Genomic DNA, 17,715 nt, shown 5'->3' with positions numbered 1-17,715 from the left:
CCTCATCTATGCCAATCGCGATCCCGATAGTAATCGCGATAACGGTCCCGATCTCTATCATAGTCCCGGTGACCGCCATAGCGATCACGGTGGTCCCGATAGTGATCGAACGGGCGACCGCGCGGCAGTTTCTTGATGATCACGCGCCGTTCGGGTTTCAGAATGATGGTCCGCGGCAAGGTTTGGACGCCGACCCATCGGTCGTGCGGTCGGTAGTAGTAGCGCCCGGAGTTGACGCCCAAATAGACGCTGACATCGGGGTAGAAGTAAAAGTCGTCGTAGGCGCTATCGTAGTAGCCATGCACCCCGACACGTGCGTGAGAGTCATAGGGGCCATACACGCAGGCACTCAGCGACAGTGCCAGCAGTAGCGTGAAGCCCCCCAACAGATTGCGAGTCGTAAGTCCGGTGTTCATACTGCACCTCCATTTTGAGGTTACCGGTGCTTACTATTTGGACATCAGTTAACTGAATGGGTGCTTAAAAAGGCAAGACCTCAGCTCCACAGCGTACTAACCGGCGTATCCGGGGAAAACCGGTGCGCGACCTGGGCTTGCAGCAGTTCGGCGCAGGACAGGGCATCGGTGAGTGCGTTGTGGGCGGGGTAGTGGGGCAGGTGGTAGCGCTCGCGGCTCTCCGGCAGGCGGATCGACACTCTGGGTTTCTGTCCGAACAGCTTGTCGAGCAGCCCGCCAGGCTTGCGCCGGTGCAGGCGTGCTTCCAGCTCCATGGTATCGATACAGGGAAACTCTATCCCTTCGCCGATACGCCGTTTTAGTGCAGCATCGAGAAACCGGCGCTCGATCCCCTTGTGGTGCACCACGACCACCCGTCCGGCCAGCGTTTCGAGCAGCTGCTCCCGTATCCGGGTCAGGTCGGGTGCGCTCTCCACCTCCGAGTGAGTGATGCCGTGGATCACCACCGACTCGTCACGCAGGTCCGCGCGTGGTTTGAGTATCCAGTGCCGGCTTTCGCTCATGCGGATGCGGTCCAGCGTCATACAGACCAGTCCGATGCTGACGATCTCGTCGCGACTGGCGTCGATACCGGTGGTTTCGAAGTCCATCGCCACCAGCGGCACCTCCGATATCGGTGTGCCGGCGGCGACCACTCCGGCCTGATAGAACGCCTTCAGCGAGGGGTTGCGCGCCTGCTCTGCCAGTTGGGCCAGCCGGGTCGGCCAGTCGGGGGAGCGATGGCCCGCGGGTAGCTCTTCTTCCATTAATTGCTTTTTGCTGAGATAGAACACGCTGCGTCCTTAACCTATGCGGCTGGCCTGGTAACGGTACTTGAGGAACTTCTGTGCGCTGCTCAGAATCTGGAACGCGTCCTTAAGGTTCTTGCGCTCAAAGTCCGACAGGTTTTCCGGCTCGATTTTGTTATCGGGCTCTTGTCCTGCGTCCAGATCCAGCGCCTGGTGCCGGATACGCACCATCGAGATGAACTCCAGCGCATCGCGCAGATCCTGTCCCCGGCCCTGCGGCAGGATATCGGCTGCGATCACGTCCTCCAGACGGTCGAAGGAGTTACGGGCGACCGAGCCCACGGCCAGAGCGTGCACCCGGATCAGGTCCGCCAGCGGAGCGGTTCCGCGCCGCTTCATATCGATCGACTGAGTCTGTTGTCCCGAGGGCTCCATGACGAACTCCTTGAAGAAGCCCAGCGGCGGCGTGCGCAGCAGAGCGTTGCGCGCCATGCACGCCAGAAAACGGGCATTGCGCTGCGCCTTGTGCGCAATATAGCGGCTGAGGTGGTCGGCCCACTCGGTCTTGCCCCAGACGCCATCCAGATCAAAGAAGATGAAGCTGTTGAGCAGCGTCTGCGGCGTCGGATCATCGATCCACTCATCGAAGTATCGCTCCCATACCCGCAGCGGTTGGCGCCATTTGGGCGTGGTGGCCATGATCTCGCCCTTGCAGTAGGTGTAGCCACAGGCTGCCAGACCATCGCTGACAAACTGTGCCAATTGCAGAAAATAGGCGTCGTGCTTCATCGGGTCGTAGCTGTTGTCGAGCACCATGGCGTGGTCCTGATCGGTCACGATCAGCTGCTCCTGCCGCGCCATCGAGCCCAGTGCCAGAAAGCAGTATGGCACCGGTGGCGGTCCGAACTTCTCCTCGGCAAGCTCCAGCAGGCGTTGCTTGAAGCTGCGACCGATCACCGCCATGGCGCGACCGATCATTTTCGAGTTGGCGTCCTCATGCACCATGCGGCTGAAGCATGAGCGCACCTCTCCCTCCAGCGTGCTCAGCTCCTCCACGCTGTTGGCGCGGAAGATACGGCTGACCACGAACAGGCTGTTCTGCGATTCGTAGCGGATGATATCGGACAGCGCGATAACCCCCACCGGGGTTCCGTGCTTGAGAATCGGCAGGTGATGCACGTTGTGCTGCAGCATCGCCAGCATCGCCTCGAACACCAGTTGATTGTGCTCGGCGTGGATCAGCTCGGCGGTCATGATCTCGGTGACCGGCGTGTCGTAGCTTAGCCCTTTTGCCACCACCCGGTTGCGCAGATCGCGATCGGTGATCATGCCGGCCATGCAGGATTCGGAGTCCTGACTTGAGCCTGGGGGATGCACGATCAGCAGCGACGATACCCCTTCATTGCTCATGCGCATGGCGGCCTCGCGCACCGTACTGCCGGTCTCGATGGTGACCGGCGCGCGGCCGATCAGTACTTCGATACTGGAGGTCAGCAGCTCGTTGGCATCCTCGCGTCGGGCCACGGTTTGCCTTAGTCGGCTGCGATCCTCCACCTCGACGAAGTCGGCGAAGTTTTCGTACTGCTCAAACAGTTCCTTGAATATCGGAGCGGGGATCAGGTAGGCGAGGGTGTCCTCCAGCGCCACGATAGGGAAGCGAACGCGGTTTTCACGTAACAGGCCGAATTCGCCGAAATAGCCACCCTCACTGAGCCGGTTGTAGAGGTCACCATTGCGCCGGTACACCTCCACCGCACCGCTGCGAATCACGTACCAGGCGTCTACCTCCTGGTCGAACTCCAGGATCTGGGTACCCGCTTTGAAATAGCTGACGTCGATGTTGGCGGCCACGCGTGCCAGTGCTTCCTCCGGTAGTTCGTTGAAAGGGGGGTAGCGGCGCAGAAAATCGATGATCTCCAGATGTTCGGCCTGCATCTTGTCCTCAGGATTTGGAACCCGTGATAAAAAGGGCGGATAGTGCGATTGCCGACTATCCGCCCCGTCTTAAGGCTCGGAGTGTGTTAACCCAGCCGGGGCTCCGTAGCCAGCCCTTTGATCACCGATATCGCGGCCACCAGCAGAACGATAGTGAACGGGAATCCGGTGGAAACCGCCATCGCCTGGAGCGCGACCAGCCCACCACCAAGAATCAGCGCGATCGCGACCAGTCCTTCGAAGGTGCACCAGAACACACGCTGGGGTGTCGGTGCATCCACCTTGCCACCCGCCGATATCGTGTCGATCACCAGCGAACCGGAGTCCGACGAGGTGACAAAGAACACCACCACCAGGATGATGCCGATGAACGAGGTGATCTGCGCCATTGGCAGTGCATCCAGCATAGTGAAAAGCTGCAACGGAAGCTCGGCTTCTGCGACCGCTTTATACCCTTCATCGACAAACTGGTGGATCGCTGTGCCGCCAAATACGGTCATCCAAAGCACGCAGGCCAGGGAGGGGATGATCAGAACAGAGATCATGAATTCGCGTACGGTGCGGCCGCGGGATACGCGGGCGATGAACATGCCGACGAACGGAGACCAGGAGATCCACCAGGCCCAGTAGAAGGAGGTCCAGCCGGCGGCAAAGTTGGCGTCCTCTCGACCAAAGGGGTTGGCCAGAGCCGGCAGGTACTCCAGGTAGGAGACCAGGTTGGAGAAGAAGCCGGTGATCAGGGCGAGCGTCGGCCCGACGATAATCACGAACAGCAGCAGCAGGGCCGCGAGGATCATGTTGATCTCGGACAGGCGCTTAACACCCGCGTCCAGACCGGCCAGAACCGATGTGGTGGCGATGGCGGTGATACCGATAACCAGAACGACCTGAGTGGTCTCCCCCATCGGGAAACCGAACAGGTAGTTAAGGCCGGAGGCGGCTTGCGAGGCACCCAGCCCCAGAGAGGTGGCCAAACCGAAGAGGGTGGCAAATACCGCCAGGATATCGATGACATGGCCGGGCCATCCCCACACGGACTCACCGAGCAGTGGGTAGAACACCGAACGCATGGTCAGTGGCAGGCCCTTGTTGAACGAGAACAGTGCCAGGCCCAAGGCCAGCACCGCATAGATTGCCCAAGGGTGAAGTGCCCAGTGATAGATGGTGGCGGCCATGCCAAGCTGGCGGGCTGTTTCGGGATCACCAGCCGCGGCGCCCAAAGGTGCCCAGTCTGTGCGCACACCATTTTCGACACTGGTGCCGCCCAGGGAGCTGGAGAAGTGTGACAGGGGTTCGGATACCCCGTAAAACATCAGACCGATACCCATACCGGCTGCGAACAGCATGGAAAACCAGGCGGGATAGCTGTAGTCCGGTTTGGCCAGGGTGCCGCCTATGCGGACCTTGCCCAGCGGAGAAAACGCCAGCCCCAGGCTGATGATGACGAAAATATTGCCGGCGCTGAGGAAGAACCAGTCCAGGTTGGTGGTCAGCCAGCTGCGAAGCCCGCCGAACATCGGTGCGACCTGGTTCTGGAACGCGAGTGTTAGAACAACGAAGGCGACAATGGTCAGCCCGGATATGGCAAATACCCGATTGTGGATATCCAGTCCAAAAGGTCCTACGTTGACAACGATGTTGTCCTGACCAATCTGGTAGTCGGTATCGTACGGGTTAACCTCGCCGTCGGGTATCATGGGATCTTTGGAATCCGTCATGTTGACTCTCCTTGGGGTTGGTGAGGGTGAGTGTCCTTGACCTGACTGCCGGTAACTCTATTGCAGAAACAATAATTTGACCTGCTCGTCAGGTTGGGCACAGTATCGGGAAGGTATACCGCAGATGCAAATCGGCGGGCTGATCGGCCGATCGGCGGCACGGGAGACGGGATAGAAAAGAACCTCTTCAAGTGGGTGCTCTGCATTATATTTTTTTAATTATAAGCTTAGCCAAAAGCGGCGCGTTTACCTCATCAGCGCCGGTGCAAAGTCGATCGGTCGTAGTAACGACACAGGAACCATTTTATGAGTATTGAGAGTGCGATCAGTTTTCTGATTGCGGTATTTATTTTCGGAATCACGCCAGGACCCGGTGTGTTCGCCATTATCGCCCGTGCGCTGCAGCGAGGCGCGTGGAGCTGTCTGCCGTTGTCGGTGGGGATGATCTTCAGCGACATTATCTACCTGCTGTTGGCATGCCTTGGCCTGGCGGCACTGGCTACCCACTGGGGAGCGGTGTTCACGGTAATTCGTCTACTGGGCGCGGGCTACCTGTTTTATCTGGGCTGGAAGATGTGGACGGCCCCCGTTGTGCGGGAGGATGTGTCAGCGACGCCTGGCCGGCGTGACGCATTGCACGCGTTTACACAGGGTTTTCTGATATCGGCGTCCAACCCCAAGGTGATTCTGTTTTATATCGCATTTTTGCCAACCTTTCTGGATGTCACTGTGCTCAACGCTGAGGGGATGGCGCTGGTGTCGCTGTTAACCTTTATCGGCCTATTGGCAGGTCTTATGCTGATCGCGTTTAGCGCCGCGCAAGCCCGACGTTATCTGCGCTCTCCGCGCGCCGTCAAAGGGATGAACCGCACCTCCGGGTCGATCATGGCGCTTGCGGGGGTCTACCTCGCGTCACGCCATTGATCCGAATCGACAGGCAGATTCGCTTTAAAACGGTAGATATTCCCTGCCTGGCTGTCTATGCTTATCCTACTAAAATACTGCGATATTACCCCTGTCTGATATAGGGGTAATAGTGCAGGCCCTTCGGAAGAGATCCAGGCCGGCTGCTACTTATGAGCCGGCCGACGTAGTGCTGCATCGACAGAGTCTCTGTACCCGCCGTTAACGGTTGGGTACCGGGTTCAGGGAATAGATCCGCGTCGGATCCTGGCTCATCCCCTGGTCATCGTGAAGCAGCACAATTCCGCCAACAGGGATCGGAGGAGATCGCTTTTGTCGGCACACATACTGATCGTCGATGACGATCCGGCTGTCCGGGATATGTTTGCGCGTTACCTGCGCACGCTTGGTTTCCAGGTCGAAACCAGCGGTGAAGGCAGCTTGGCGCTGGATATCTGCCAACAGAGATTACCGGCACTGGTGATGTGTGATCTGCGCATGCCTGGCCAAATGGACGGCATCGAGCTGCTTGAGGCCTTGCGTCATCGCTACGAGGCGTTGCCCGTGATCGTTGTTTCTGGCACGGGGGAGATGCATGACGCGATTCAGGCGCTGAAGCTCGGTGCCTCGGATTTCCTGACCAAGCCGCTGCCTGATCTGGAAGTATTGCGCCATGCCGTCGAGCGCGCACTGGAGCGCAGTCGACTGATTGAGGAGAATCGCCACTACCGCCAGTACCTGGAACGCGCCAATACGCAGCTTGAAGCGAACCTGGCCAAGATTCGCGAGGACGAGGCGGCTGGGCGCAGGGTGCAGTTCACGCTGTTGCCGCCACAGTGTCAGCACTTCGGCGACTACGAATGCAGTCACCATATCCAGAGCTCATCGCTGCTCAGCGGTGATTTTATCGACTACTTTGCCATCGACCGTGACCGCTTCGCTTTCTACATGGTGGATGTCTCCGGCCATGGAATCTCCTCCGCGCTGATCACGGTGATGGTCAAGCACCTGATGTCGCGCTACCTGGAGAACTTTCGGCGGTACCGCGATGGAAAACTGCTGGATCCGGCAGCCCTGCTCGAGGCGCTCAACAGTGAACTGTTGCAGGGCGATCATGGCAAGTACCTGACCATGTTTTACGCCATTGTCGACGCGAAGAAGCAGTCGCTGACCTACAGCATCGGGGGCCAGTACCCCTTTCCCTACTGTTTCGATGGCGAACAGGTTGAGACAGTCGGTGACAAAAGCCCGCCGGTGGGGCTGTTCCCAGATGCCAGTTATACCTGTGCCAAGCGCAGTATCGGCGAACGATTCTCGTTGACGCTGTATTCCGATGGTGTGCTGGACACACTGCCGCAGGCGGATCTGCAGGGCTGCAAGGCGCAGTTGGCTTTGCTGGCGGCCCGTGACGACAGGGGGGCCGCTGCACTGGTAACCGAGATCGGGTTGGTGGAGTGCGACACGCTGCCCGATGATGCCAGCATTCTTTTGATACGGAGGGTTGCCGCGAATGGATGAAGGAAAAGTCAGTTTTGCCAGGTCGGGCGACGACCTGGCTTTGCGCTTCGATGGTGCCATTCGTTATACACTGGCCCATGGGTTGGATCTGTTTTTGGATCGTACCTTTACCGAACGTCCGCCGAAAACGGTCTGCATCGACCTGAACGCCACCCAGTCGATCGACAGTACCGGCATCGGACTGCTGGCCAAGATCACACGGCTGCTGGCCGCAGCAGGCGGTGGCAAGCCGGTCATCTTCAGTACCAACGGCGAGATCAACGAACTGCTCAGGGCGCTGTGCCTGGATCGTTACTGCCTCATGGTGGCAGGCTCGGCGCAGATGACCACAGACGAGGTGGTACCCAGGATCGAGCCGGATGAGGCGGGGTTGCGGCAAACCATCCTGGATGCCCACCGCACGCTCTGTGAGCTTTCGACGGATAATCGGCAGCAGTTCCAGAGCGTTGTGGATGCGCTGACAGGCGATTGAGGTGGAACCGGTTTACTAGCCCGGTAGCGGCCGCAGGAATGAGATGAACCAGGACATCGATAGCAAAATCAAAGAGCTGGAAGCTGAGCTGGCGCAGGCAAAGGCGGAGCGCGAACGCTACCGTCGGCTGCTTGAAGCCGCGCCGGACGCGGTAGTAGTGGTCGATGGACAGGGACATATCGTACTAGTCAACGCCCAGGTGGCACCGCTGTTCGGTTACAGCGAAGAGGAGCTGATCGGCCAGTCGATTGAGGTGCTGGTGCCCGAGCGGGCCCGCAATCGGCATGTCGGTCATCGTAACCACTTCCTGGTCAATCACGAGGTTCGGCCGATGGGCTCAGGGTTGGATCTGGCAGCCAGGCGTAAGGATGGCAGCGAGATACCGGTGGAGATCAGCCTCAGCCCGCTGAAAACCGCCGAAGGTGTGCTGGTGTCTGCGTCGATCCGGGATATCAGTGACAGGCGGGCAGCTCAACTGGCGCTGCGCAAGGCAAAAACGGAGCTGGAAACCCGGGTGCGTGAGCGCACCGCCGAGCTGGAGCAGGCCAACAGGGCACTGCAGGAGGAGATGGCCGATCGGCAGAGTGCCGAGGCGGCTCTGCATCAGGCGCAGAAGATGGAGGCGGTGGGTCAACTCACCGGTGGTGTCGCCCACGATTTCAACAACCTGCTCACCGTCATCAACGGTAACCTGCAGATCCTGGCTGGGCACTGCCGGGGAGACGGCTTGGCACAGGAACTGATCGATGCTGCCCTGCAAGCGGGGCAGCGCGGTGCGGATCTGAACCGGACGCTGCTGGCATTTTCACGCCGCCAGCAACTGAAACCGGTACTGATCGACCTGAGCGCGCTGGCGCAGGGGATCGTCAGCATGCTCAGACGCACCCTGGGAGAGTCGATCGCGCTCGATATCAGAACGGTGGACAACCTGCCCAAGGCGCTGGCCGACCCGTCTCAACTGGAGGTCGCACTGCTCAATTTAGCGGTTAATGCGCGCGATGCGATGCCCAAGGGCGGGCGTCTGCTGATCGAGACCTCGAAGATCCACTTCGATGAGCAGACCGCGGCATTGGAGGGGGATCTCAAGCCGGGCGCTTACGTGGTGCTGGCAGTGTCGGATAACGGCAGCGGCATCGCTGTGGAGAACCTGTCGCGGGTATTCGAGCCGTTCTTCACCACCAAGGAGGTGGGCCGTGGCAGCGGACTGGGACTGGCGATGGTCTACGGCTTCGCCAAACAGTCCGGTGGACATGTCAAAATCTACAGCGTCGAAGGTAAGGGCACCACCGTCAAACTCTTTCTGCCTCAGGCACAGGCGGGCGGCGAGGTGATACTCTCCGAGCCGGAGCAGACGCCCAACCGCACCGGGCATGAACGGATCCTGGTGGTTGAGGATGAGCCCGATGTGCGTGCGCTGGCGGTTCGTATAATGCGCAGCCTGGGGTATCAGGTGCTGGAGGCGGAAGATGGCCCTTCGGCTCTTGCGCTGCTGAGAAGTGATTCGGAGATCCAGCTGCTGTTCACCGATGTGGTACTGCCGGGCGGGATGCACGGCCCCGATATCGCCCGTCAGGCGAGAGAGTTGCGCCCGGACCTGCCGGTTCTCTACACCTCCGGTTATACCGGTAATGCCATCGACCAGCTCGAACAGTCGAATCAGCCGGTACGCCTGATCAGCAAGCCCTACGCGATTGACGACCTGGCGGAGCAGATCCGCATGGCGCTGGATGAGAGGAATCCTGCGGACGGGAGCTAGTGGCATCGGCGGTAGAACCGCTTGACCGCGAGTCTGGTGTCGTCGAAGCTCCACCCTTTGTCCCGAACCAGGAAAGCCACGTGATTTTCGATCCCCCTCTGGAGCCGGTTACCCTGCTGCGCCGTTACGGTGAGCTGCTGCGCGAGGCGCAGGCCAGCGGGGTTGGTGTGCTGGCGTGGAGAACGTCGATATCGGCTGATCGGATCGCGTTGTTGGAGTCACTTGATATCCTGCTGTGAGGCTGCCTGCGTCAGGATCAGTGGATGGATGTTCGCTCTCGGGTTGGGTGCAATCAAGTGAATCGAGGGATTATCGCCTACACTGAGGTCTAAATCCTGGAAGGATCTCGGGAGGCGCGATGAATTCGGTAAGGCATATTTCAGCGTTCTGGCGGCGACGTTCGCTGAAATTCTGGCTCGCAACGGGCATGTTGCTGGCGCTTGCCCCTATTTCGTTGCTCTCGGTATTTGGTTATCTCCTATATGAAAAATCGATCACCCGTCCCCTGATTGAGGTGTCGCGCGAACAGCGCGAGATTTTGCAACCACTGCAAAAAATCCAGCTTTCTCTCTGGGATATGTCCAGGGATGTGATCGACTATTCGTTGACGGGTGAGAATCAACACGCGCATAGCTATCGGCGGGAGTTGGACGACATTACCCAGGGCATCGCCAGTCTGTCCCAGGCGGTCGGCGTATACGAATCGACATCGCGCGACATGGTAAGGCTGCAGCGGGATTGGGACGAGTTGAACCGGGTGGCCGGATCGATCATGACCGCGCCACCACTGGGTGTTGCCTCTCTGGCTTCCCAGCGGATTCAGGGATTCGAGGCGGGAATAAACCAGCTGGGCCAGGATATAGGCGTCATCTTCGAGGATGTGCGCCGTGAAAACGAGCGCATTCATGACATCGCACTGGCAGACTTTGAATTGTCGGAACTGCTGATCGTGATGGGTTTTGCACTGTCGTTGCTGTTTGCCGGTATCGGTGTCCTGCTGATCAACCGCTCGCTGGTAAAAAGTACGGACCAGCTGTTGGCGGGAGCCAAACGTATTGCCGCAGGGGACCGCGAGAGCCGGATCGCCATTGAGCTGCCGTGCGAACTGGTCAATCTGGCCGAGGCGTTCAATTTGATGACCGACAGGATCGACTCCCAGGAACAAGCGCTACTGCTGGCTGCACGCACGGATGATCTCACCGGCCTGTATAACCGGCGTGAGTTCGATCGTATCCTGACCAATGAGATCGGTCGCGGAGCGAGATATGGCAAACCGTTGAGCCTGATCATGTGCGATATCGATCATTTCAAGCGCTTCAATGATAGCTATGGCCATCAGGCCGGAGATCAAGCGTTGCGGGCAGTGGCGGCAACCTTTCGCGCGGGATTACGTGAGGTGGATCAGGCCTGCCGTTATGGCGGCGAAGAGCTGGCGCTGATATTGCCTGAGTGCGATGCGGGCGGCGCGTGCATGACCGCCGAGCGTGTCAGGCAGGCGGTAGAAGCGCTGAAGATCCGGTTAGAGGATGGCCGAGAGGTCAGGGTCAGCCTCAGCCTGGGGGTCGCGACCTATCCCGAACACGGCGGTAGTTACGAAACGCTGTTGCAGAGCGCCGATGGTGCCCTGTATCAAGCCAAACAGCAGGGACGCAACCGGGTGGTTGTCTGGCGAGATAGTGGAATGGGCACACTGCCGGACTCCGCTGCACAACATTCAGGTTAAGGCCGCTCCCTCTTCACAGGCTGCTTCCACGGCGGCCAGCGTATGCGCGTCGAGCCGCTCCTCGGCGGTATTGAAAAACTCCCGCTCCTCGAAGCGCACGTGCTGGGCCAGAAGCTCGCCAAAGCGATGCAGGGCGTCCAGGCTGCGCTCCGCATCTGCCGTAAAATGGCTGCGCAGTTGGCGGTGCTCTCCCAGTAGACGCTCGACTAAGTTGGTCTCGCCGACCGCTCTAAGCGGTTCCGAGAGGTAGCGCTCCTCAATAGCAAAATGCCGTTCCAGTTCGGACCTGTACGCGGTTTCGATCTCCGCCCAGAGTCGGGTCAGTGCCGATTCGTCCTCGCCGCTTGCCTGTCTGGCCCTCTTGGCGATCACCAGTGCCCGGTGATGGTCGCTGGAGAGTGTTCTCAATTCCATAGATCTTTTCATGCGTTCTAAATGCAACTTTAGGCTGTTGCACCGATTGTCTAACAGCTTGTGGTCGTGAACAAGGTCGGAAAAAGGGAGCCGTTAGGCTCCCGAAGGGGTGGCTCGAAGGCCAGGAGAGAGGGTTAGAAGGTGCGTGAAACGCTGACCACCAGCGCGTTATCGTTGCGGAACAGGCCCGAATCGATCTCGTCTTCGCTGTCGATGCTGGTGATGACATAGGCGGCGGACAGGTCAAGTCCCGCGAAACTGCCGGACAGGCCGATGGAGTAATCTTCGTAATCGTCGATATCGACTTTACCCCAGTAATCGCCGAAGCTGTGGCCGGCGTGCAGGTCCAGGCTGATCTCGTGGGGCAGCGGTTGACTGTAGTCGAAGGCGATATACTGACCGGCTTCGCCACTGTTGAAGTAGTCGTTGGCGTAGCCGTAAGTCACGGAGGCGTTGCCGTAGAACAGGCTCAGGTTGAGCTGGCCGTAATCGCCATCCGCGGCATCATAGCCGGGATAGGTATACCAGGCATAGTTGACGTCGTAGCTCAGATCGTCGGTGATATCGTTGCTGTAGCCGACGTAGTAATCGATCTCCAGGTTGGCGTCGTCACCGAAGTCCACGTTGCTGCCCCAGATACCGGCATAGACGCCGCTGTCGAAGGCCAGATCCAGGCTGCCCTGAATCGCTGGGTCGCCGGCGGTCTGGGAGATGCCGTTGAAGCGGTAGTCGTTGGTGAAGCCGATGGTACCGGAGGTTTCAACGGCGTACGCCGGGGTGATTGCCAGGGCGCCTAACACACTAAGAAGAACCTTTTTCATGGAGCGTTCCTTGGATCATTGGTTGGGTTTGATTACATGTCGCCAGCCGCGTTTTGTGCGCTGTTGACGGGAATCTAAAGGTCGCCCCCCGGGAGTCACAATATCTCCCGGGGGATAGTCGCGACGGTTATCGGGCTCAGGCGGCTTCGTTCTGGGTGAAGTGCTTGCCCAGCAGCGCGTGATAGAAATCCTTGTCCGACAGCATGCCGACCAGACGGTTATCTTCGCTGAGGAGCACAGGTTGACCGGTGCGGTAGCGCAGTTCGATCGCGGTGCGCATGGAGATGTCGGGGCTGGCGATCATCAGCGTGTTTTCACTCAGGTCGTCGAGCGCATGGCTGTCGTGCCACTGCCGGATCTCCAGCGCCTGCTCCCCCCGTTGTGCTGCCACCGGTCTGCCGGCTTCGAGGTGGACATGACTCTGGTCCAGCGCGTTGAGCAGCAGTCGGTTGCCATCGCCCTGCATGGCACCGATCGTGGTCATCAGCGAGCGGCCGCGCAGTACGTTGAGCGGGTTGGTATGGGCAACGAACTTCTCGACGTAGGTGTTGCTCGGGTTGAGCACGATATCCTCCGGCGCGCCATGCTGTATGATGCGGGCCGACTCCATGATCGCGATGTTGGTGCCGATCTTCAGTGCCTCGTCGAGATCGTGGCTGACGAACAGGATTGTCTTGTTGAGCTGGCGCTGAAGGATGATCAGTTCATCCTGCAGTTGGGTGCGGATCAGCGGGTCCAGTGCCGAGAACGGCTCGTCCATCAGCAGGATATCGCTGTCCATGGTGAAGGCGCGGGCAAGACCGACACGCTGCTGCATACCGCCGGAGAGTTCGTGCGGCAGCTTCTCCGACCAGTCGGCAAGTCCGACCATATCCAGTTTTTCCAGTGCGCGCTTGCGCCGCTCGCTCTTGCCGATCCCCTGCATCTCCAGACCGAAAGCCACGTTATCGACCACGCTGAGCCAGGGCATCAGGGCGAATTTCTGGAACACCATGGATATCCGCTTCAGGCGCAGTTCACGCAGGTGTTGACTGTTGCACTTGGCGAGGTCGACCATGCGGTCGCCGTCGAGCACCTCGAGCGAGCCACGGCTGATCGGGTTAAGGCCGTTGACCGCGCGCAACAGGCTCGACTTGCCGGAGCCGGACAGCCCCATCAGGACACAGATCTCGCCCTGCTCCACGTCGATGCTGGCGTTGTGCACACCCACCACATCGCCGGTGGTTTCCAGGATCTGCTGCCGCCCCTGGCCTTGGTCGAGCATCGCCAGGGTTTTGCTGACGTTGTCGCCGAATACCACGTCCAGATTACGAATGCTGATAGCTTTCATCGGATTACCCCGCTTTACGTTTCGTGGCACGGCGTGAGGGTGCCTTGCACAGACGGTCGAGAATCACGGCAACCAGCACGATCGCCAGACCCGCTTCGAACCCCTGGGAGATATTGACGGTGTTCAGCGCGCGCACCACCGGTTTGCCCAGGCCGTCGGCGCCCACCAGTGCCGCGATCACCACCATCGACAGCGACAGCATGATGCACTGGGTGATACCGGCCATGATCTGCGGCATCGCCGCCGGCAGTTCCACCTTGAGCAACAGCTTTGATGGCGTGGCGCCGAACGCCTTGCCGGCTTCCATCAGCTCCTCCGGCACACTGCTGATACCCAGGTAGGTCAGGCGGATCGGCGCGGCGATGGCGAAGATGATGGTGGAGATCAGCCCCGGCACCACGCCCAGTCCGAACAGCACCAGGGTCGGGATCAGGTAGACGAAGGTGGGGATGGTCTGCATCAGGTCCAGAATCGGGCGCAGCAGGGTGTAGAGCCAGGGTTTGTGTGCGGCCATGATGCCCAGCGGTATGCCGATCAGAACGCACAGCAGGGTGGCGGCAAGCACCAGTACGAAGGTCTCCAGCATCTCCTGCCAGTACCCCAGGTTCAGGATCAGCAGCAGCGCACAGGTGACGAAGATCACCATCGCGAGGCTGCGGTGCCAGAACCAGGCGATCGCCGCCGTGGCCAGAATCGGCACAATCGGCGGGAACCACTGCATCAGGGTAACCAGATTCAGGATCAGCCACTCCAGTGAGCCGGAGATGGCATCGAACAGCCCGGAGGCGTGCAGGGTCAGCCAGTCGACGAACTCTTCCATCGCCGCACCCAGAGGGATTTTATGTTCGGTTAACCAGTTCATGAGCGCTACTCATCGTTATGTACGGGAGGTACAGGTATCTCGGCCCGTTGGGTTAGAGGCCGATATGGGCGCGTACTGCGCTCATGGCGTCGCCGCCGTCAATCGTGGTGATACCGGCCAGCCAGGCGTCGAGTACCTGGGGGTTGTTCTTGAGCCATTCGCGGGCCGCAGCGTCAGGTTGCTTGCCGTCGTCGAGGATCATCCCCATCAGCTCGTTTTCCAGTGGCAGGTTGAAGCTCAGATTGCCGAGCAGCTTGCCGACGTTAGGGCAGTCGTCGGTGTAGCCCTTACGGACGTTGGTATAGACGTTGGCACCGCCGAAGTCTGGGCCGAAGTAGTCGTCGCCACCGGAGAGGTATTCGATTTCGAAGTTGGAGTTCATCGGATGTGGCGCCCAGCCTAGGAATGCAACCCAATCCTGGTGCTTAACCGCCCGTGCGATCTGGGACACCATGCCCGCTTCACTGGATTCGACTAGTTTGAAATCTTTAAGGCCGAAGGCGTTGGAATCGATCATGTCCTGGATCAAGCGGTTGCCGTCGTTACCAGGTTCGATACCGTAGATACGGCCCTTGAACTTGTCGGCGTGTTTGGCGATATCGGCGAAGGAGTGCACCCCGGCGTCATACACATACTTGGGAACCGCCAGGGTGTATTTGGCGCCCTCGAGGTTGGCACGAACGGTTTCGACGCTGCCGTTATCGCGGTATTTGGCGATATCGCCCTCCATGGTCGGCATCCAGTTGCCGAGGAAGACGTCGATCGAGCCATTGGCCATAGTAGTGTAGGTGACCGGAACCGACAGCAGGTGGGTCTTGGTCTTGTAGCCGAGCCCGTTCAACACTTCGCTGGTGATGGCGGTGGTGGCGGTGATATCGGTCCAGCCCACATCGGAGAAGCGCACAGTCGAACAATCGGCGGCTTGAGTCTGGGCGGTCAGAGTCATTGCGGCGCTCAGCGCGAGCGCGGCGCCCCCCCGGCGCAGGTGTTTGAATGTGCGGTCGATCGGTCGGTGTTGGGTGTTCTGTATTGTCATCGTTGATTCCTCTAAGCGTTCAGTTGTCTTTATTAGGGGCACGTGCAAAGGATCAGTACGTTTTGGCCCGGGAGCTTAAGCTCTCTACTGGCCGGGTGTTCAGGCTGAGGCTGCCTCCAGTTCGGGGTCGTAAAATGTAGTGGTTTTGGGCTGTGCTTTCGGCATGTCCGCTGGACGCGTGGCCATACCGGGGCGCTGACGCCGAGGCCAGTGCTCGTCGATCCACACCGGTACATCAGCGGGAGCTAACGGGGTGTTGCCGAGGATCAGGTCGGCGGCTTTCTCCGCCACCATGATGGTCGGCGCGTTCAGGTTACCGTTGGTGATGGTGGGGAAGATCGACGAGTCCACCACGCGCAGACCGTCGAGGCCGCGCACCCTGCACTCGGGGTCGACCACCGCCATCGGGTCATCGGCGGCACCCATCCTGCAGGAGCAGGATGGGTGGTAGGCGCTCTCCACGTTCTGCCGCACCCAAGCGTCGATCTCCTCGTCCGTTTGTACGCTGGCGCCGGGCTGGATCTCCTCGCCGCGGTACTCATCCAGTGCAGGCTGGTTCAGGATCTCGCGGGTCAGGCGGATGCAGTCGCGCCAGTCCTGCACATCCTGCTCGGTGCTCAGATAGTTGAAACGGATCTGCGGCGGCGTATTGGGGTTGGCACTGGTGATGCGTACGCTGCCTCGGCTCTCCGGCTTGTTCGGGCCGACATGGACCTGGAAACCGTGGCCGTCAAAGGCGGCCTGGCCATCGTAGCGCATCGCCGCGGGCAGAAAGTGGTACTGGATATTGGGCCACTTGAGCCCGGCACGGGAGCGGATGAAGCCGCAGGATTCAAAATGGTTGGTGGCGCCGAGACCATCCTTGAACAGCATCCAGCGGCTGCCGATCAGGCCCATGCTGATCAGGTCCAGCTTGCCGTTCAGGGTGATCTTCTGGTTGCAGCGGTACTGGAAGTAGACCTCCAGGTGGTCCTGCAGGTTCTCACCGACGCCGGGCAGCTCATGCTTTACCTCGACCCCGGCCTGTTTCAGCACCTCGGCCGGGCCGATGCCGGACAGCTGCAGCAGCTGCGGTGAGCCGATGGAACCGGCGCTGAGGATCACCTCTTTGCTGGCTGTTGCCTGTACCACCTTGCCGTTCAGTTCGTACTCCACCCCAGTAGCGCGCTTGCCATCGAGTAGCACGCGGCGACAGGTGACGCCCTGTTGCAGCTTCAGGTTCTGCCGGCCCAGCGCTTCGCGCAGGTAGGCGTTGGAGGTAGAGGCGCGGACACCGCTGCGCACGGTCATATGCATGGCGCCGAACCCCTCCTGGCAATAACCGTTGTAGTCGGTGGTTGCCGGGTAGCCCGCCTCGACACCGGCATCGATAAACGCCTGGTACAGCGGGTTCAGCGACATCTCATTGCCGTTGCAGGTGGACAAGGGACCGTCGCCGCCGCGGTAGGCGTCGGCACCGCCGGACCAGGTTTCGGCGCGCTTGAAGTAGGGCAGGCAGTCCTGGTAGCTCCAGCCGCAGGCGCCGGAGTGCTCCCACTCATCGAAGTCACAGGCATGACCGCGCACATAGACCATGCCGTTAATCGAAGAGCTGCCGCCGAGTACTTTGCCGCGCGGGCAGTGCAGGGCACGGTTGTCGATACCCACGTCTTTCTCGGCGTGAAACTGCCAGGTGTGGCGCTCGTTGTTCATCGGGTAGGAGAGGGCGGTCGGCATCTGGATAAACAGGCTGCGATCGGAACCGCCCGCTTCCAGCAGCAGTACGGAGGTGCGACCGTCGGCGCTGAGCCTGTTCGCCAGTACGCAACCAGCGGAACCGGCGCCGACAATGATGTAATCGAAAGCGTTCATCTATCTGTACCCTGCTAAACCGTTAAATGTTTGTCGTTACAGGCGCCTGTCAGGCATAGGGCGACTTGATGTCGCCGAGCTCCACATACACCGCTTTGGTCTGGGTGTAGTGGGCCAGGGTCTCGACGCCGTTCTCGCGACCGATACCGGACAGCTTGTAGCCACCCACCGG

At 59.8% G+C, this 17,715-nt stretch carries 17 protein-coding genes; 6 read left to right on the top strand and 11 right to left on the bottom strand.

From position 1 onward, the window contains the following. Window positions 1–2: 2 nt before the first annotated feature. From KQ940_RS16320 to KQ940_RS16305, 4 genes are all read right to left on the bottom strand, one after another. The gene (locus KQ940_RS16320) at window positions 3–416 is read right to left on the bottom strand and encodes a hypothetical protein (protein ID WP_217414838.1); all 414 of its coding nucleotides are present in this window, start codon (window positions 414–416) and stop codon (window positions 3–5) included. An 80-nt stretch (window positions 417–496) separates the two neighbouring features. Next, window positions 497–1,222, bottom strand: a complete 726-nt coding sequence (locus KQ940_RS16315; protein ID WP_217414837.1) for a 3'-5' exonuclease — start codon at window positions 1,220–1,222, stop codon at window positions 497–499. Window positions 1,223–1,258: 36 nt separating this feature from the next. Continuing rightward, on the bottom strand, window positions 1,259–3,139 hold the full coding sequence (locus tag KQ940_RS16310) for a DUF294 nucleotidyltransferase-like domain-containing protein (RefSeq protein WP_217414836.1): 1,881 nt from the start codon (window positions 3,137–3,139) through the stop codon (window positions 1,259–1,261). Window positions 3,140–3,225: 86 nt separating this feature from the next. Further along, window positions 3,226–4,857, bottom strand: coding sequence for a BCCT family transporter (locus KQ940_RS16305; protein ID WP_217414835.1), 1,632 nt, complete (start codon window positions 4,855–4,857; stop codon window positions 3,226–3,228). A 306-nt stretch (window positions 4,858–5,163) separates the two neighbouring features. Between KQ940_RS16305 and KQ940_RS16300 the strand changes: the two genes are divergently transcribed. The 6 genes from KQ940_RS16300 to KQ940_RS16275 all read left to right on the top strand — a co-directional run bounded on the left by KQ940_RS16300 (window position 5,164) and on the right by KQ940_RS16275 (window position 11,229). Continuing rightward, entirely contained in the window at window positions 5,164–5,781 is a 618-nt protein-coding gene (locus KQ940_RS16300; protein WP_217414833.1) for a LysE family translocator, read from the top strand. Between the two features lie 312 nt (window positions 5,782–6,093). Beyond that, window positions 6,094–7,278, top strand: coding sequence for a SpoIIE family protein phosphatase (locus KQ940_RS16295; protein WP_217414832.1), 1,185 nt, complete (start codon window positions 6,094–6,096; stop codon window positions 7,276–7,278). After that, window positions 7,271–7,750: an STAS domain-containing protein gene (locus KQ940_RS16290; protein ID WP_217414831.1), complete on the top strand. Its 480-nt coding sequence runs from the start codon at window positions 7,271–7,273 to the stop codon at window positions 7,748–7,750. Before KQ940_RS16295 ends, KQ940_RS16290 begins: the two co-directional genes overlap by 8 nt. Before the next feature lie 43 nt (window positions 7,751–7,793). Further along, window positions 7,794–9,506, top strand: coding sequence for a PAS domain S-box protein (locus KQ940_RS16285; RefSeq protein ID WP_217414830.1), 1,713 nt, complete (start codon window positions 7,794–7,796; stop codon window positions 9,504–9,506). Continuing rightward, window positions 9,506–9,745 carry a hypothetical protein gene (locus KQ940_RS16280; protein WP_217414829.1) on the top strand — a complete coding sequence of 80 codons (240 nt, stop codon included), beginning with the start codon at window positions 9,506–9,508 and terminating at the stop codon, window positions 9,743–9,745. The genes KQ940_RS16285 and KQ940_RS16280 overlap by 1 nt, the downstream gene beginning before the upstream one ends. A gap of 119 nt (window positions 9,746–9,864) precedes the next feature. Next, entirely contained in the window at window positions 9,865–11,229 is a 1,365-nt protein-coding gene (locus KQ940_RS16275) for a diguanylate cyclase (RefSeq protein ID WP_217414828.1), read from the top strand. On the opposite strand, the gene KQ940_RS16270 is transcribed toward KQ940_RS16275, so the two are convergent. From KQ940_RS16270 to KQ940_RS16240, 7 genes are all read right to left on the bottom strand, one after another. After that, window positions 11,221–11,643 carry a hemerythrin domain-containing protein gene (locus tag KQ940_RS16270; protein WP_217414827.1) on the bottom strand — a complete coding sequence of 141 codons (423 nt, stop codon included), beginning with the start codon at window positions 11,641–11,643 and terminating at the stop codon, window positions 11,221–11,223. The genes KQ940_RS16275 and KQ940_RS16270 overlap by 9 nt on opposite strands. 134 nt (window positions 11,644–11,777) lie before the next feature. Beyond that, window positions 11,778–12,464, bottom strand: a complete 687-nt coding sequence (locus KQ940_RS16265) for a TorF family putative porin (RefSeq protein WP_217414826.1) — start codon at window positions 12,462–12,464, stop codon at window positions 11,778–11,780. Between the two features lie 136 nt (window positions 12,465–12,600). After that, window positions 12,601–13,794, bottom strand: a complete 1,194-nt coding sequence (gene choV, locus KQ940_RS16260) for a choline ABC transporter ATP-binding protein (RefSeq protein ID WP_217414824.1) — start codon at window positions 13,792–13,794, stop codon at window positions 12,601–12,603. Window positions 13,795–13,798: 4 nt separating this feature from the next. Further along, entirely contained in the window at window positions 13,799–14,656 is an 858-nt protein-coding gene (gene choW, locus KQ940_RS16255) for a choline ABC transporter permease subunit (RefSeq protein WP_217414823.1), read from the bottom strand. Between the two features lie 52 nt (window positions 14,657–14,708). Further along, complete coding sequence (locus KQ940_RS16250; RefSeq protein ID WP_246590142.1) at window positions 14,709–15,602, bottom strand: choline ABC transporter substrate-binding protein; 894 nt, start codon at window positions 15,600–15,602, stop codon at window positions 14,709–14,711. A gap of 189 nt (window positions 15,603–15,791) precedes the next feature. Beyond that, the gene (betA, locus tag KQ940_RS16245) at window positions 15,792–17,543 is read right to left on the bottom strand and encodes a choline dehydrogenase (protein WP_217414821.1); all 1,752 of its coding nucleotides are present in this window, start codon (window positions 17,541–17,543) and stop codon (window positions 15,792–15,794) included. 49 nt (window positions 17,544–17,592) lie between these two features. After that, a partial coding sequence (locus KQ940_RS16240; protein ID WP_217414910.1) for an aldehyde dehydrogenase family protein occupies window positions 17,593–17,715 on the bottom strand: 123 nt, incomplete at its 5' end.

The sequence above is a fragment of the Marinobacterium ramblicola genome, assembly GCF_019084545.1.
Classification (GTDB): domain Bacteria; phylum Pseudomonadota; class Gammaproteobacteria; order Pseudomonadales; family Balneatricaceae; genus Marinobacterium_D; species Marinobacterium_D ramblicola.
The sequence above is the reverse complement of the archived record's forward strand: the minus strand, read 5'-3'. Positions and strand labels throughout refer to the sequence as shown.